Raw genomic sequence first — 16,981 nt, forward strand, 5'->3', positions numbered from 1 at the left:
ATGGTAACACGTGGAATTCGCGGGGCTACAACAGTCACGCAAAATAACGAAGAACAGATTTTGATGGAAACAGCGATATTGCTGCAGGAGATTGTGGACCGCAACGATATTAAGCCGGAAGATATCTGCAGCGTCTGGATTACGATGACGGGCGATTTGGATGCAGCCTTTCCAGCGAAGGCCATTCGTCAACTGGATGGCTGGGAATTGGTACCTTTGATGTGTGCACTGGAAGTACCCGTTAAAGGTGCCTTGCCGCAATGCATTCGTTTCATGGTACATGTGAACACAACCAAAGACCAACATGAAATCAATCATGTGTACTTGAATGGTGCACAATCCCTGCGGCCTGATTTGGTTGCACCTTCGAATTCATAAGAAATAGAGTGGTTGTCAAACCATTCGGAATGCTGTATAGTGAGAACCAGTTGAGTAGAGTATGAGTTGAGCTGAGAGCAGCTGAGATAGTGGAGTATATAGCAGAGTCCAGCGGGTGGTAGCCGGAGTAACAAGGTCGGCCAACTGATTCGCGGTACGTCGTGCTACAGGATTGATAGGAACAGGAACCTCATATCGTGAAACGTGTCCAGTGACGCCGTTTTGTTTTGGTATATGCTCATTGTGTTTGCTGATATCCCATTTCGTGTCTTTGATGGTATCTTGCAAGCAGGAAGAGTTAGTAAATCCATATTCAAGACGTGCAGGTTGGTGGATGTAGGACGTTTATTTGTGAGACTGGTCTGATAATCCAGCATGGAAGTATAGGGACTTGTTATTTATGAAGCACCAAACTGTTAATTACAGCTTATAGACCCAGAACCTCTACCTAATGGTAGAGGTTTTTTTGTTATATATAACCCATGACTTTCTTCTACCTAATCTGAAAGGACGTGATCTGATGATAACGCCAAACGTTAATCAAGTACTGCAAATGTCGAATGAATACAATCTGATTCCGGTAGTCAAACGGATTTTGGCTGATATGGAAACACCGATCCGGATTTTCCGCCGTTATGCTGACAATGACCGGGCATTCCTGCTGGAAAGTGTGGAGGGCGGTATTCAGTGGGCAAGGTATTCTTTCATTGGTACGGATCCGTTTCTGATGATTTCGGCCAAAAAGGGCCGAATGGAAGTGGAAGAAGCAGGACAGAAGCGCGAGCTGCCAGGCAAACCCATTGAAGAACTAAAAGCGCTGCTGCGCAAGTACCGTAGTCCCAAGGACGACGAACTGCCGCCATTTACAGGTGGGGCAATTGGTTTTTTTGGATATGATCTGCTGCAATATTATGAGAAGCTTCCGGCTCATGCACTGGATGATCTGAATATGGATGATATTCGTTTCATGTTCTGTGACCAAATTATTGTGTTTGACCACGTGAAACAGCAAATGCTGCTTGTCGGAAACGTTCATGTCAAAGAAGGAGCAACGGATGAGGATATCCGGGAAGCTTATGCAGTGACATCAGAGAAGCTTGAACAGGCCGCTGAGCGCTTGCAGCAGCAAGGACCAGGGGAAAACCTGAATCCGCGAACCATTCCGGGAGACGTTGATCTGGGGGATATTCGTTCCAACCTAACAAAGGAACAATTTATCGGCAATGTGGAGCAAGCCAAGGAATATATCCGTGCAGGTGATATTTTTCAGGTCGTGCTGTCGCAACGCTTCCACATCGATACTGAAGTTTCCCCGCTTCATGTGTATCGTGTACTCCGGACCCTGAACCCATCGCCCTATATGTATTATTTGAAAATGGATGATGAAATCATTGTCGGGACCTCACCAGAGGCTCTGGTAAAGGTGGATGGCAATCGTGTGGAGACACGGCCAATTGCCGGCACGCGTCCAAGAGGTGCGACGGAAGCGGAGGATCGTGCTCTTGCAGCCGATCTGCTGCAGGATGAGAAGGAGCGGGCGGAACATCTCATGCTGGTTGATCTAGGTCGCAACGATCTCGGCCGTGTATCGAAATTTGGCAGTGTGAAGTGTGACATGTTCATGGAGATTGAGCGATATTCTCACGTCATGCACATGGTATCGAATGTTACGGGCGAGCTCAGAGAAGACAAGGATTTCTTCGATGCATTCCTCTCGTGTCTCCCAGCTGGAACAGTATCGGGCGCACCGAAGCTGCGTGCGATGGAGATTATTGCAGAGCTGGAAAAAGAAGCACGCGGTGCTTACGCAGGCGCGATCGGATATCTCGGTTTCTCCGGTAACATGGATGCTTGCATTACGATTCGAACCATCATTTTCAAAAAAGGAAAAGCGTACGTGCAGGCCGGAGCAGGCATTGTATGGGATTCGGTACCTGAAAGTGAATACGAGGAAACGGTCAACAAGGCGAAAGCATTACTTAAAGCAATCCGTACAGCGGAGGCCATGTTCCCTCCCAAAGAAAAAGATAACCACCTGACACTTGCTAATGCTGATTATTTTGTAACGCCAGCCACGGCTGTACAGAACTGAGAGAGGAGAGACCGGATATGAATATGAACCCTGTGATGAATGAGGATTCCAAGAGATCCGCATCTGCCCTAAGCCAGAACGAAGGAATGAAGAATGGACTTGCCAAAATTTTGGAGGGTAACCATCTCGAGCAGGCGGAAGCACGTAACTTGATGTATTCCATCATGAGAGGTGAGGCGACTCCGGCTCAGATCGGCGGGTTGCTGATGGCTCTCCGAATGAAGGGGGAAACGGTGGACGAGATCACCGGTTTTGCCGAGGCGATGCGCGGACAAGGCGGCCGGATTCTTACCGATGGCAGCGGGCTGCTGGATACTTGCGGGACCGGCGGATCGGGGATTCACAAATTCAATATCTCAACAGCCTCAGCTATCATTGCGGCAGCAGTTTCTGTTCGTGTGGCGAAACATGGCAATCGATCTGCTTCAGGTAAAGCAGGCAGTGCAGATGTCCTTGAAGCGCTGGGTGTTAACATTCATCTGGATGGAGAACAGGCGAGACAATGCCTGGATGAGATCGGAATTTGCTTCTGTTTCGCTCAGGTATATCATCCTTCCATGAAACATGCGGCTGCACCGCGCAAAGAGCTGGGTGTACGTACGATCTTCAATATGCTCGGTCCTCTCACTAATCCCGCAGGGGCAGATCGACAGCTCCTTGGTCTATATGACCGCAGTCGCACGCCGATGATTGCAGAAGTCCTCAATCGTCTCGGTCTAAAGAGAGCGCTCGTGGTCGCAAGTCATGATGGACTGGATGAGATCAGCATATCCGCACCGACTCAGGTATCTGAACTGCGTAATGGTGAAGTTCAGACATATGACATTGACCCGCGTGATATGGGGTTGTCGCTCCATCCGCTTGAGACGGTTCTTGGAGGAGATGCTCTCCAGAATGCCGAAATCATAAAACGAATCTTCCGCGGAGAACGGAGCGCGTACCGTGATGTCGTTCTGTTAAATGCAGGAGCGTGCATCTACCTTTCAGGTCTTGCTGAGACCATAGCGGAAGGGGTAAACATGGCCGCGGATGCTGTGGATTCCGGAAAAGCAGCGATGAAATTGGAACAGCTAATACACACAACGGAGGCGTACAGTCATGTATCTTGATCGAATTGTAGCAACGAAACAGCAAGAGGTTGAAGTATTAGCCCAAACCTTTCAGATGGAAGAGGTATTGAAACGGATTGAAGCATTGCCGGTTACCCGCGGGTTTGAACGGGCGTTATCGAAGAATCGTAATCGGAGCTTGGGACTTATTGCAGAAGTGAAAAAAGCATCTCCATCCAAAGGGCTTATACGTCCTGACTTTCATCCGGTAGAGATTGCATTAGCCTACGAACGGGCAGGAGCAGATTGTATCTCTGTATTGACGGACGTTTCCTACTTTCAAGGCAGTGGAGAATATTTGCAGGCCATTCATCAAGCAGTGAATATTCCTCTTTTGCGTAAGGATTTTATTATCGATGAGCGCCAGATCGCTGAAGCAAGATTACTTGGTGCAGATGCCGTTTTGCTGATTGCAAGCATTCTGTCACCAGAGCAGATCCGTCAGTATCTGTCGTTTGCCAAAAGTATAGGACTTGATGTCTTAATTGAAGTCCATGACCGAACGGAACTGGAGCAGGTACTGGAGATTCCGCAGGCGACTCTTGTTGGAATCAATAACCGTAATCTGAAGACGTTCGAAACCAGCTTAAGTACAACACTTGATCTGATGGAGTTGATTCCAGATGGCGTAACGTTAATCAGTGAGAGCGGAATTGACGGTCCAGAGCGTTTGGGATCTCTAATAGAGGCTGGAGTGCAGGGAATCCTCGTCGGTGAGCATCTGATGCGTAAGGATGATGTGGAAGCTGCCGTTTACGAACTGATGGGGCCAAGAGGATGAATAAACTCATGAATGACGGTATGGGCGGCAGAGATAACAGGGCACCTAGAGAATCGGCAGCGGCAGTAAAAATTTGTGGACTTCAGGACGTTGAAGTGCTAAAATCGATGATAAACTTGCCGATTGATTATATTGGTGTTGTCTTTGCCGAGTCCCGTCGCCAAATTGATGCGCTTAAAGCTGCCGAGTTAAGAGCGGTCCTCATGGACTGGAATGCTTCTGATCGTCCGAAACTTGCGGGAGTATTTGTCAATCCTTCAATCCCAGAACTGGAAGGTGTCATGGAAGTAGCTCACCTGGATGTTATTCAGCTGCATGGACAGGAGTCTCCGGAATTTTGCGGACTGGTGAAGCAGCGTTTCGGCACCGAGGTATTCAAGGCTCTTTCTTTTCCCAAAGATGGAACAGCTGCAGAAGTGAACGATACTGCCAAGAAGACTCTTGATCCTTATCAAAACGTTGTGGATGGCATATTACTGGATACCTTTGATCCTCTATATGGAGGCGGTTCCGGCAAGACGTTTGCGTGGGATCGTATTCCCGCTTATGCCGAATGGGCAATTCAACATGGAATTGCTTTGTTCGTAGCAGGGGGGCTGCATCCGGATAATGTAGAGCAACTGATACAGACCTATGCACCAGACGGCGTCGATGTATCCAGCGGCGTAGAGTCTGAGGGCGTGAAAGATATTGCAAAAATCACAGCATTTGTAGAAAGGGTGAAGCAGGCATGACACATCAATTGCCGGATCAACACGGGCGATTCGGTCCCTTCGGAGGCCGCTTTGTTCCTGAGACACTAATAAACGCTCTAATCGAATTGGAAGAGGCGTATGATCGTTACTCTCAAGACGAGGAATTCAATAAGGAATTAAACTATCTGCTAAGTGAGTATTCCGGACGGGAGACGCCGCTGTATCATGCGGAACAGTTGTCTCGCCATCTGGGAGGACCGAAAATCTATCTGAAGCGGGAAGATTTGAATCATACCGGTGCACATAAAATTAACAATGCGATCGGACAAGGCTTGCTTGCCAAACGTATGGGTAAAAAGAAAGTCATCGCCGAAACGGGTGCCGGACAGCATGGCGTCGCAACGGCAACCGTTGCTGCACTGCTTGGTCTTGAATGTAAAGTATTCATGGGAGAAGAAGATACAGAGCGTCAACAACTGAACGTATTCCGTATGAAACTGCTGGGGGCGGAAGTGATCCCGGTGACATCGGGCACACGGACACTGAAGGACGCAGGGAATGAGGCACTTCGTTACTGGGTCAGCAACGTGGAGGATACATTCTATGTGCTTGGATCAGTCGTTGGTCCTCATCCATATCCCATGATGGTGCGTAACTTTCAACGAGTCATTGGGGATGAGACGCGCAGACAGATTCAGGAAATCGAAGGGCGTCTTCCTGATGTGATTGTTGCGGCTGTCGGTGGCGGAAGCAATGCGATTGGCATGTTTTACCCGTTCATTGGGGATCAGGATGTGAAGCTTGTTGGTGTTGAAGCTGCCGGCAAAGGTGTGGACACTGAATTCCACGCAGCGACGATGAGTAAAGGGACACATGGTGTATTCCAGGGTTCCATGAGTTATTTGCTTCAGGATGAGTATGGACAGGTTCAACCTGCACATTCCATCTCGGCGGGTCTGGATTATCCTGGCGTTGGTCCGGAGCATTCCTATCTGAAGGATATTGAACGTGCAAAGTATGTACCGATTACAGATCAGGAGGCGCTGGATGCCCTGCAGTTGCTCAGCCGTACGGAAGGTATCATTCCTGCGCTGGAATCTGCACATGCCGTCGCTCAGGTCGTTAAGCTTGCACCTGAACTTACAGCAGACGATATCGTTGTCATCTGTCTGTCCGGTCGGGGAGACAAAGATGTTGAATCCATTATGAAATACACGGGAGGGAACCTGTGATGAATCGGATGGACCAAACCTTCCTGCGTTTAAAGGAACAAAATCGTACAGCACTAATTCCGTTTCTGACTGTTGGGGATCCTGACGTAGAGACGACAATCGATATTATCAAGGAGCTTGAACAGGCTGGAGCTGACATCCTGGAGCTTGGGGTTCCTTATTCAGATCCGCTTGCGGATGGCCCTGTCATCCAGCGTGCTTCCGAGCGTGCGCTGAAAAGCCAGATCTCCATTCGTACCTGCATGGAAACAGCTGCCAAAGCACGTGAGGCAGGAGTACAGCTTCCGTTTGTTCTCTTTACGTATTACAACCCTGTGCTGCAAACGGGACTTGATTTATTCTTTCTTGAACTTGTCAAACACGATATTAGCGGCATGATTATTCCGGATCTTCCCATTGAGGAAGCAGAAGATGTGCGCCGCAGAGCAGACGCAGCAGGTGTGCATCTGGTTCCGCTGGTAGCTCCTACGTCCAACGCACGGATTGAGCGTATCGTTACAGGAGCGCGAGGCTTTATCTACTGCGTATCTTCACTTGGTGTAACGGGGGAGAGAGCCTCCTTCTTTGACGGAGTAGAAAGCTTTATTGAGACTGTGAAAAGTCTGACAGATATTCCGGTTGCAGTAGGCTTCGGCATATCCAGCCATGAGCAAGTGGAGCGTTTTTCCCGCATCTGCGACGGTGTGGTCGTGGGCAGTGCCATTGTTCGTCAGGTTGAAGAAGCGATTCCTCTTCTTGGGAATCCGGATACCCGTGCGGCAGGACTGTTGCAAATTCGCAACTTTGTGGCACAATTAAAAGGATAGGGAGATAACGGCGTGTTATTGCCCTGCATGTTTCGGCATGTAACTTATAACTTAACTACAGGAGGCGGTCGGGTTGAAACCGAAATCCCAGATTGTCAATCTGCCTGTGTACCAACCGGGCAAACCGATTGAAGAAGTGAAACGTGAACTGGGGCTTGAGCAAGTGATCAAGCTGGCCTCCAACGAGAATCCTTATGGCAGCTCTCCTGCCGTAGTGGAAGCCATTACGAAAGAGTTGGCCCATGTTAGTCTGTATCCTGACGGCAGCGCGGTTGAGCTGACTGGGGTGCTGGCGAAGCATTTAGGCGTGGAACGGAACAACATTATTTTTGGCTGCGGATCAGACGAGATTATTGCCCTGATTACCCGGGCCTTCTTCCTTCCCGGCGATGAGACAATCATGGCGGATCAGACGTTCTCCGTGTACAAAAGCAATGCAGACATTGAGGGCGCTGTGACAATTGAAGTTCCTCTTCAAAATGGAACCCATGACCTGTCTTCCATGCTTGCGAAAATTAACGATAAAACCAAAGTTGTCTGGGTATGTAACCCGAATAACCCTACAGGGACAATTATCTCTGAACAGGAACTTGTATCATTTATGGATCGGGTACCTGCTCATGTTATGGTTGTGTTGGACGAGGCCTATTATGAGTTCGTAACGGATGCGGATTATCCACAAAGTATTTCCATGCTGGATCGTTATCCGAACCTGGTCATTTTGCGGACATTCTCCAAAATCTATGGCCTTGCTTCACTACGAATTGGATATGGCATTGCACGTCCGGAGGTCATCGACCTGATTAACCGAGTACGCGAACCGTTCAACACGTCCCGTTTTGGCCAGGTGGCAGCAACGGCAGCACTTTTGGACCAACCATTTGTTCAGGAATGTGCGGAGCAGAATGCATCTGAACGCGATTTTCTGCAAAGTGAGTTTGCGCGACTTGGATTGCCATTCTTCGCTTCGCAAGGAAATTTCATCATGGTTGATTTGGATATGCCATCTAAGGACGCGTTCCAATCCTTGCTCAAACAAGGCATCATAGTCCGCCCTGGATTCCAAGTCTATCCAACATACATTCGTGTGTCCGTAGGCAGACCTGAGCAGAACCGTGCATTTGTGACGGCATTGGAAAACACGCTGGCTGAGAAGGCGACAACAAGCCACTAAAACCGGCGATGAAAGAGTGAGGTCTCATGAAATTAAAAATTGCAATGATTGGTGTGGGGCTCATTGGAGGATCTCTCGCGCTTTGCTTCAAAGGCAAGCCGGGAGTAACTGTAATGGGCTATGCTCATCTACCTGAACTGAAAGACAAGTACATAGCGAGTGGTGTAGTGGACGAGGCTACACTCTCTCTGGAAGAAGCGGTGCAGGATGCCGACTTTATTTTTTTGTGCGTTCCAGTAGGTTTGCTTGAATCATATTTTCAACAATTGGCGAAGCTGCCTTTGAAAAAGGGATGCATCATCACGGATGTTGGCAGCACCAAGGCTTCCATCGTTGCCTGTGCAGAGCATGTACGCATGACCGATGCCTACTTCATTGGCGGCCATCCGATGGCCGGATCTGAGCGTGCTGGTGTTGACGCCGCTTCGGCCGTACTCTTCGAGAACGCGTACTATGTTCTGACTCCGTCTGCACATGTGCCTGAAGAGGCATATGCCCAATTATCCGAGCTTCTTGCCTATACGCGGGCACAGATCGTCCGAGTCGAGCCATTATTACATGATGATATTGTGGGAGCTATCAGTCATTTGCCACATGTCATCGCGGTAGCGCTCGTGAATCAGGTGCGTGAATACAATGAATCGAATCCGCTCTATAAAATGTTGGCTGCAGGCGGATTCCGTGATATCACACGTATTGCATCCAGTGATGCAATTGTATGGCGTGATATCCTGCTGAGCAATCGTGAAGTACTCCTTGGTCTATTGAAGGACTGGAACAGCCAGATGTCTGCTTTTACGGATATGCTGGAGAACGAGAATGGCCCAGGAATCGAAGAAGCATTCCGTCAGGCCCGTGATTTCCGGAGCGTATTACCAGAACGGCGTAAAGGCATGATCTCGCCGCTGTTTGACTTGTATACAGACGTGCAGGATGCACCAGGGATGATTGGTAAGATTGCAACAGAGCTCGGGACACATGATATCAACCTAAGTAACTTGGAGATTATCGAGAACCGGGTCGATGTACCAGGCATCATGCGTTTGTCATTCCGTCAGGAAGAGGATATGGAACGTGCGAAGTCTTTATTGGATTCCCTGGGATATCAGGTTTGGGTGTGAGGATAGAAAAAAGAGGGCGAGAGCCCTTTTTTTTTGTGTTAATTAGCAGTTGTTACGGTACGTCCTTAAAGAAGGGCAAAAAAAAGACCGCTTACATAAGCGGCCATTGCTCACGTGGAGCAATACAGTTATTGGATAGGAGTGGAGAGAAACCATACTGTACTTTTATTATATGTATACGTTTTCATTTTGTCAACACTTTATAAAAAATTGTTAAACCAAATTATAACTTACGTAAATTCCAGGAAATAAAATCCTGAAAAAAGAATATGGAATAAAAAGATTAAAATTTTGAAACCTTTTGGGATCTCTCTGCGTCTAATGAGTGTGCAATGTGCATTTTTTCCAAAAAGGGTCCTTATGTCGTCATACTCGTGAAATAAGAGGCATAAGAATGACAGGTCGGGCTTTTTTATATCGTAAAGGATTTGCCAGGAGGCTGTTGACCGTTGTACAATAAATACTGTTAATGTAGAAACGTTGGGGAAATTGCCATTACATAGGGGAATTTGGCGTAGAGGCCTGATTTGGCTTTACGCTGTTTTATGCGGTGAGAACCGCAACTTTTTTGTGCCTGTTCGGTAATACATGGATAGAGTCGAACGGGGAGAAGCACATGGATGGGCGAGGAGGGGTCGCACTCAAATGACGGATTCCCAGTTGATTCGAGAGATCAAGGAAGGTAACCTGGAGTTATATTCCGAGCTGATGCGTCGTTATCAGCGTAAAATACTGGCTTTCGTATATCATATGTTGAAAAGTTCCAATATGGAGCTGCTTGCGGAAGATCTCTGTTCTGAGACTTTCTATAAGGCGTTCCGCAGTTTACACTCATTCCGTGAGGTGGATGCCTCATTCTCTACGTGGTTATATACCATTGCAAGAAATACGGTACTGAGTGAGCTGCGTAAACAGCGCAGTGGCAGTGTTCCTCTAGAAGAGAGTGGGGTTGTACCCGTTGCTCCTTCCGAGAACGCGCCAGAGCATGCTGTACTGCGCAGTGAGCGGGTCATGCTGGTTAGAGATGCCATTAACAACTTACCGGAGAAGCAGCGTTCTGCCATCATACTCCGTGAATATGATCAACTAGACTACCAGGAGATTGCGAATATTCTTGGGCAGAGCGTCAGTTCTGTAAAATCGTTATTGTTCAGAGCAAGATCAAGCGTAAAAACTCAATTGGAACCTTATTTCTTCGAACCGGTGTACGAGCCATATGAAGGGATGAAGAACCGATGAATTGCAATGAAGCCCAGGACTTGTTTGCACTGATCTGGGACTTGCCGGCAAATCATCCGCAGCGGCTTGCTTTTCATGCTCATCTGGATGGTTGTGAGGAGTGCTCGCAGCAGTTTGAAGTTTGGGAAGAAGCCCAAGTGCTGCTGCACAGCATACCGGAACCAGTGACAGAGCAGCAGGCAGAGAGAGTCAATCGCAACGTAATGGACCGCATTTATGCGGAGTCCCCGTGGCTTTTGCCTGAAGAGGCAAAAGTGAATCGATTCTCTGCTGCGATCCGCAAGCACATGACGTTGTGGATTGCTGCGTTTCTGGCCATTTTTTTATGCAGTTTCTTATACATGGCGATGTTTAAGTCTGGTGTATCAGAAGCTGAACAGCAAAGCGTCGTTTCTACGGGGATTCTCGAAACAGCTGTTGCTGGGAGTGATCTGACCGCTTCAGGCATGTATCAGTACGACATGCCAGGTGCCGATAGAGGAAGCATTATTGAACCCTTTGTCGTAAGTATGGGACCTGCGTATCCGGGGTACTGGATGGCATTGTCACTACTCGCCATTGGCATGGCTTTGTTTTCGCTGGGGCGTATGCATCGAACGACGAACAAACGTAAACAAGGTGCGCGTGCGTAGTTAATCAAGCGTTTACCGTATAGAGAAATGAGGGATGAGATGCGTATTGGGCTTATTCGTCACGGTCTTACCGATTGGAACGCTGCAGGGCGTATCCAAGGGCAGACAGACATACCACTGAATGCTGAAGGGCGTCAGCAGGCAGAACGTCTGGGACACCGTCTGTTGACAGAGGATTATCAATGGGACTATATCATTACCAGTGGTTTATCGCGGGCCCAGGAGACAGGAGAGATTATCTCTGGATTGCTAAACGTGCCTATGCTTGAGCCAGATGCGCGTTTGAAAGAAAGAGGTTTCGGTCAGATCGAGGGTTTAACCTCGGATGAACGAATCACCCGCTGGGGAATGGACTGGGAGACGCTGGATCTGGGGCAGGAGCAGATTATTGATATACAGACTCGCGCTTTAGCGTTTCTAGAAGATTTATGGACTGCATATCAGGACAAAAACGTATTGATTGTAACTCATGGGGCTTTTCTCGCTAATCTGTTATCTGCCTTGTTCAAAGACCGCTATACGGAACGAATTGGAAACTTGTCACTTACGATCTTGGAAAAAGAACAGGATGACTGGAGTCCCTTGTTATATAACTGCACACGACATCTAACATTGGATGCGGCTAAACAATCTGAGTAATTGGACTCAGGTTGTTTTTTTTGTTTTGAAACAGCGAAACTGTCGTTTGGTATCAATCTGTGCCTCTCATTTTTCTTCTGAGGAGACAAGTTCAGGCATAGGATGAATAAAAAGATAAAAGATTTGAAAAATGAGGTTTAGATCATGGGAATTCCGTCAAACATGTTTACAAAACCAAACTACTCCGGCCCCGAATCAGTAGCCCAATAGTAGTTAACGGCGAGGCGATGGACCCATGAATCTAGCGGATATGCTAACTTTTGCCGATATCGGCCAGCTTAATCGAATAGCGGACTATTACCAGTGTGAGTGCAAACCCAATTCCAAACATGAACTCATCCAGAGTATTCTCACAACGTTGGGCAGTAGACGATTTTTTGAGCAACAGGTCAGCGAACTAAATGTGGCGCATTTGCGTTTTCTGAACAACCTGCTATTTGATCCTCGGCAATACTTTGGCATGGAGGAACTTGTCGCCATTGCCCGTCAGTCGATGGACAAAAAAGAAAGCGAGTCCGGCGCCAGTCCGCGAGATCTTATCGTTCGGTTCACCAAAAGCGGGTGGTTATTCAATGGAACAACACAGCATACGAAGTACCTGTATCAGGTACCCCAGGATCTGAAAATGAGATTCAGGGATGTGTTATCCGCACACCTGAAGGCAGGTATTAGAACGACAAATGAACCACCGATGTACCGGGATGAATACCATCTGCTGGTGGACGATCTGAAGTTGTTCCTGCAATTTGTACAGCAGCATGAAATTACTTTGAACGCTGAGGGTATGATGTACAGGCGTTCCCAGCAGCAGGTGATGGACCATCTTCATGTCAGTGAAACATTGGTTGGAAAAGCGGGATGGAGGTTTGGTTACGGTCGTTCCTTCAAGGATTACCCTGACCGGTTTGCATTGCTATATGACTATGCATTCCACCACCGGCTTGTTCGGGAAGAACAAGGGCTGCTGAAATTGACTGCATCCGGCGAGGAAAAACTGGGTGCAGAGAATACAGCCGAGATGATACAGCTATTTCGGTTTTGGTTAAGACTTTATAAAGGTGCTATTCCAAACTTGTCCTCCATTGTGTATTGGACAGGAGAATGTGCACCTGGTTGGTCCACCGCAGAGTCATTGTTCCGACAAATTGGTCCGTTAATCCAGCCGTTTTATTACGACACGCCGGAGACGATCTATGAAACGAGAGTTGTCAAAATGATGCTGCATCTGGGGATGCTTCGCATCGGAGAGCAGGAGGGTGAAAGTACCGTGCAAATGACAGCATGGGGCTTGCGGCTCGCTGCAACCTGCCGCTCGCTGTCTGGCGACACAACGCCTCTTGTGTTTGACATTTAGGGGACAAGTTGTTAAAATCACTCCCAAATTAAGGAGTGATACCGATATGATAATCCCATTCAAGGGTCAACAACCGCAGCTTCATTCTTCGGTGTATGTAGCTGAAGGGGCCAAACTTATAGGTGACCTGAAGTTAGGTGCAGATTCTACGGTTTGGTTCAATGCCGTATTACGAGCCGATCTGGCGCCAATATGGATCGGACAACGTTGTAACATTCAGGACAATGCTGTTGGACATGTGAATACGAATCAACCTTTGATTCTGGGAGATGACGTTTCAGTGGGACATGCTGCGATTATTCATGGTTGTCACATTGGAACAGGCTCACTGATCGGTATGGGAGCCATCCTTCTCAATGGAGCCGAAATTGGTGAATACACACTGATTGGGGCAGGTTCTGTTGTAACTGAAAACACTAAAATTCCGCCCTATACCCTGGCTCTGGGAACACCAGCCAAAGTGATCCGTGAATTGACGGATGCCGACCTTGAGCGGATGTCGAGAACTTCACTTGGTTATGTTGCCAAAGGTAAGGAATATAGGAGCTCTTAAATCCGTTTTGGAGGTGCATCCTATTGGATAAAATGAAAGTTACGTATGAAGTCATGTTGGGGCTGGCTGCTGAGATGGTGTGGGACGAAGCGCTTCGTAAACAGCGTAGCGAGAAGCTGTATATGGAAATCGACAAGGCGTTGGCTACCGGAGACGAAGTAGCTTTCCGGAGTCTGACGGATGAACTGAAAACCATAAACTGATAAACCGATGATCTAACCATATAAGAAGGAAATGCGTGATTACGCATTTCCTTTTGTGTTTATTTGGGAGAGATTTACGAATAACTCTATAGATTTACATCGTTTGCTCATATATAATATGAGAATAAAATGGATAGAGAGGGGAAATAGGGAATTGAAATTCAGTGAGATGACTCAAGACAGCTGGGCTGAACTGCAACTCTATCTGGATACATGCCTTATTCCATTCACCGGTATAACGGGTAATCAGTCGCCGGCTGAAGCCACGGAAGCGTTAGAGAGGCTTAGAGACTTTTTGGATCTGATTGAAGTCCCGTTTAAAGGACGGGTCATGACGTATCCGGCATTCCATTTTGCCTTTCCGGAAATGTCAATGGCATTAAACACCATATGTGAGCAGTTGAAGCGCTCAGGATTCAAATATGTGGTGATAATGACATCAGATGGTTTTTTGGAGAAAGACCAAATTTCATCTGCTGATCTGGTTTTTAATCGTTCTGAAATGGTAGAAGAAATAGATGAAGTGAAAATAGCAGGGTATGTCGGGGGAAAAGTACGTGAGATGTGGAAAAATTAGCATTCAACTGGAATTGTGACAATTTATCAACACTTTTTTAATAACGCTTACAATTGAACCTTAAAAATGTGTGACAAATTCTTGACGGTGTTCTAGGGCTACTATATGATTATGTATGTTCTAGTAAGTCGTGGAATTTCTGATAATGAAAACGTATGAGAGAGTTGGCTGAAAAAGGGGGGTGGAGACAGTATGAGCAGTGAGCATGACCAGCACGAAGCCTCGAACAAACCGCCAAGCCGGATGGAAATGTCACGCAGGCAGTTTTTAACGTACACGCTTGGTGGAGCTACAGCCTATATGGCCGCCGGTGCGATTCTTCCCATGGTCCGTTTTGCGGTGGACCCAATTCTGCAGCACAAGGGAGAAGGCACTTCTGTCAAAGTAGCTGAGATCAGCAAAATTACAAACGAACCTCAAGAGTTCACATTTGAATTGCAGCAGCAAGATGGTTGGTACCTGAGTAATGCTTCGCTTGTGGCATGGATTCGCAAGGATGAGCAGGGTAAAATTTATGCGCTTTCACCGATCTGTAAACATTTGGGTTGTACAGTCGGCTGGAACAGTGACAAAAATTATCCTGATGAGTATCATTGCCCCTGCCATGGCGCGCACTATGACAAGGAAGGGAAAAATCTTGCCGTAGCCCCGAAACCGCTGGATGAGTATGTGGTCAAGGAGGAACAGGGCTGGGTATATCTGGGCGAGATTGTTCCGAACACCCGAGTGAAATAGGAGGCGTGAACGCAGATGTTTAAAAATGTCTATGACTGGATTGACGAGCGTCTCGATATCACGCCAATCTGGAGGGACGTTGCGGATCATGAAGTTCCAGAGCACGTAAACCCGGCTCACCACTTTTCCGCATTCGTCTACTGCTTTGGTGGCTTGACGTTCTTTATCACCGTAATTCAGATTCTCTCAGGAATGTTTCTTACGATGTATTATGTACCTGATATTATCAATGCCTATGCCAGTGTCGAGTATCTGCAGACCAAGGTAGCCTTCGGCCAAATTGTGCGCGGCATGCACCACTGGGGAGCCAGTCTGGTAATCGTAATGATGTTTTTACATACGATGCGTGTATTCTTTACAGGCTCTTATAAAGCGCCCCGTGAGATGAACTGGGTTGTCGGCATGTTGATCTTTTTCGTCATGCTGGGTCTTGGATTGACTGGGTACCTGCTGCCGTGGGATAACAAAGCCTATTTTGCTACCAAAGTTACCCTTGAAATTGCCAATACCGTCCCTTGGTTGGGACCAATCATTAAAGAATTCCTTCAAGGCGGAACCATTGTAGGTGCACAGACGCTAACACGATTCTTTGCCCTGCACGTCTTCTTCCTTCCCGCTGTGCTTCTGGTGCTTCTGGTCGGACACTTCATCATGATCCGCAGACAGGGCATTTCGGGACCACTATAATTTGAGAAGGGAGGAATCGCAATGGCTCACGGACACAAGCCTGATGATCAGGAGAAGATTATCTTTGTCGGTGATTCACGCGTCCGTAAAGGGGCAGGGTTCATTACCCCTCCGGACTATACAGCGTATCCAGGCAAATCAGAAGCATTCATACCTAACTTTCTGCTGAAGGAATGGATGGTTGGTGTTGTGGTGCTGGTGGGTATCCTGGTACTGACCATCTCTGAACCTGCTCCGCTTGGTTATCCGGCCAATCCAAGTGCATCCGTTATTCCGATGCCGGACTGGTATTTCCTTTTTCTGTACCAATATCTAAAATATCCGTATGCGTCAGGCGATTATGTCCTGCTCGGTGTTCTGGGTGTCAGCGGGGTTGCTTTTGGAGCATTGCTGCTTGCCCCATTCTTGGATACAGGTAAGGAAAGAAGGTTTTACAGACGTCCAATTGCATCATCGTTGATGGTCCTGTCAATCCTTTCTGTATTTTATCTCACGAATGTGGCTTGGACGCACTACAAGCACGAGCTTGAAGCGACAGGCCAGAAGCCTGAGCATATTCAGCGTGAGGAAGAGGCACACGAGAAGCATGAACAAGGTCTGCCGACTTCCAATGCACCGGGCCAACAACAAGAAGTGGCCATCGTTGAGAAGGATGATCCTGCAATGGAAACACTCAAAAAAGCAGGGTGTATTTCTTGTCATGCTGCTGATTTGAAGGGAGCCAATGGACCTTCGCTTCGTGGTATTGGTGACAAACACAGCCAGGAAGAGATTTTGACCATAATTAAAGAGGGCTATAACACTATGCCTGCAATGTATGATCAAGCTATCGCCCAAGGTCTGACAGACGACGATATTAATCACCTGGCGGAATGGCTTGCGAAACAGAAGTCAGAACAGTAAAATCGAATTAAGCCAAAAACCTGACTGTTGTTGCGGTCAGGTTTTTTTGAGTGTTTAACCAATCAACGCTT

General features: G+C 47.6%; 19 protein-coding genes. All 19 read left to right on the plus strand.

What is annotated here, in order from left to right; translation table 11 throughout:
• The 19 genes from aroH (at position 1) to MH144_RS24970 (ending at position 16,910) form a co-directional block, all read left to right on the plus strand.
• Positions 1-378, plus strand: coding sequence for a chorismate mutase (gene aroH, locus MH144_RS24880; RefSeq protein WP_239305005.1), 378 nt, complete (start codon positions 1-3; stop codon positions 376-378).
• Positions 379-898: 520 nt separating this feature from the next.
• Positions 899-2,470, plus strand: a complete 1,572-nt coding sequence (trpE, locus tag MH144_RS24885; protein WP_239305006.1) for an anthranilate synthase component I — start codon at positions 899-901, stop codon at positions 2,468-2,470.
• Positions 2,471-2,505: 35 nt separating this feature from the next.
• Positions 2,506-3,579 carry an anthranilate phosphoribosyltransferase gene (gene trpD / locus MH144_RS24890; RefSeq protein ID WP_239305101.1) on the plus strand — a complete coding sequence of 358 codons (1,074 nt, stop codon included), beginning with the start codon at positions 2,506-2,508 and terminating at the stop codon, positions 3,577-3,579.
• Positions 3,569-4,360 (plus strand): indole-3-glycerol phosphate synthase TrpC, encoded by a 792-nt coding sequence (trpC, locus tag MH144_RS24895; RefSeq protein ID WP_239305007.1) that lies wholly within the window; start codon positions 3,569-3,571, stop codon positions 4,358-4,360. The genes trpD and trpC overlap by 11 nt, the downstream gene beginning before the upstream one ends.
• A gap of 20 nt (positions 4,361-4,380) precedes the next feature.
• A complete protein-coding gene (locus MH144_RS24900) occupies positions 4,381-5,094 on the plus strand; it encodes a phosphoribosylanthranilate isomerase (protein ID WP_239305102.1) in 714 nt (237 codons plus the stop codon).
• Positions 5,091-6,287 carry a tryptophan synthase subunit beta gene (gene trpB / locus MH144_RS24905; protein ID WP_239305008.1) on the plus strand — a complete coding sequence of 399 codons (1,197 nt, stop codon included), beginning with the start codon at positions 5,091-5,093 and terminating at the stop codon, positions 6,285-6,287. Before MH144_RS24900 ends, trpB begins: the two co-directional genes overlap by 4 nt.
• Entirely contained in the window at positions 6,287-7,093 is an 807-nt protein-coding gene (gene trpA, locus MH144_RS24910) for a tryptophan synthase subunit alpha (RefSeq protein ID WP_239305009.1), read from the plus strand. Before trpB ends, trpA begins: the two co-directional genes overlap by 1 nt.
• Positions 7,094-7,166: 73 nt before the next feature.
• Positions 7,167-8,267, plus strand: coding sequence for a histidinol-phosphate transaminase (gene hisC / locus MH144_RS24915; RefSeq protein ID WP_239305010.1), 1,101 nt, complete (start codon positions 7,167-7,169; stop codon positions 8,265-8,267).
• 26 nt (positions 8,268-8,293) lie between these two features.
• Positions 8,294-9,388 (plus strand): prephenate dehydrogenase, encoded by a 1,095-nt coding sequence (locus MH144_RS24920; RefSeq protein ID WP_239305011.1) that lies wholly within the window; start codon positions 8,294-8,296, stop codon positions 9,386-9,388.
• A 645-nt stretch (positions 9,389-10,033) separates the two neighbouring features.
• Entirely contained in the window at positions 10,034-10,627 is a 594-nt protein-coding gene (locus MH144_RS24925) for an RNA polymerase sigma factor (RefSeq protein ID WP_239305012.1), read from the plus strand.
• Complete coding sequence (locus MH144_RS24930) at positions 10,624-11,259, plus strand: anti-sigma factor family protein (RefSeq protein WP_110758995.1); 636 nt, start codon at positions 10,624-10,626, stop codon at positions 11,257-11,259. The genes MH144_RS24925 and MH144_RS24930 overlap by 4 nt, the downstream gene beginning before the upstream one ends.
• Before the next feature lie 39 nt (positions 11,260-11,298).
• Positions 11,299-11,898 (plus strand): histidine phosphatase family protein, encoded by a 600-nt coding sequence (locus tag MH144_RS24935; RefSeq protein ID WP_239305013.1) that lies wholly within the window; start codon positions 11,299-11,301, stop codon positions 11,896-11,898.
• 235 nt (positions 11,899-12,133) lie between these two features.
• A complete protein-coding gene (locus tag MH144_RS24940; protein ID WP_239305014.1) occupies positions 12,134-13,252 on the plus strand; it encodes a hypothetical protein in 1,119 nt (372 codons plus the stop codon).
• A gap of 46 nt (positions 13,253-13,298) precedes the next feature.
• On the plus strand, positions 13,299-13,805 hold the full coding sequence (locus tag MH144_RS24945) for a gamma carbonic anhydrase family protein (protein ID WP_127540304.1): 507 nt from the start codon (positions 13,299-13,301) through the stop codon (positions 13,803-13,805).
• A gap of 23 nt (positions 13,806-13,828) precedes the next feature.
• Positions 13,829-14,008 carry an IDEAL domain-containing protein gene (locus tag MH144_RS24950; protein ID WP_095292837.1) on the plus strand — a complete coding sequence of 60 codons (180 nt, stop codon included), beginning with the start codon at positions 13,829-13,831 and terminating at the stop codon, positions 14,006-14,008.
• A gap of 31 nt (positions 14,009-14,039) precedes the next feature.
• Complete coding sequence (locus MH144_RS24955; protein ID WP_239305015.1) at positions 14,040-14,585, plus strand: DUF2487 family protein; 546 nt, start codon at positions 14,040-14,042, stop codon at positions 14,583-14,585.
• 192 nt (positions 14,586-14,777) lie between these two features.
• Positions 14,778-15,320, plus strand: coding sequence for a QcrA and Rieske domain-containing protein (locus tag MH144_RS24960; protein WP_095361914.1), 543 nt, complete (start codon positions 14,778-14,780; stop codon positions 15,318-15,320).
• A gap of 15 nt (positions 15,321-15,335) precedes the next feature.
• On the plus strand, positions 15,336-16,007 hold the full coding sequence (gene qcrB / locus MH144_RS24965; protein ID WP_017687726.1) for a menaquinol-cytochrome c reductase cytochrome b subunit: 672 nt from the start codon (positions 15,336-15,338) through the stop codon (positions 16,005-16,007).
• 21 nt (positions 16,008-16,028) lie between these two features.
• Complete coding sequence (locus tag MH144_RS24970) at positions 16,029-16,910, plus strand: menaquinol-cytochrome c reductase cytochrome b/c subunit (protein WP_239305016.1); 882 nt, start codon at positions 16,029-16,031, stop codon at positions 16,908-16,910.
• Positions 16,911-16,981: the final 71 nt, after the last annotated feature.

The sequence above is a fragment of the Paenibacillus sp. ACRRY genome, from assembly GCF_022346995.1.
Lineage (GTDB): Bacteria > Bacillota > Bacilli > Paenibacillales > Paenibacillaceae > Paenibacillus.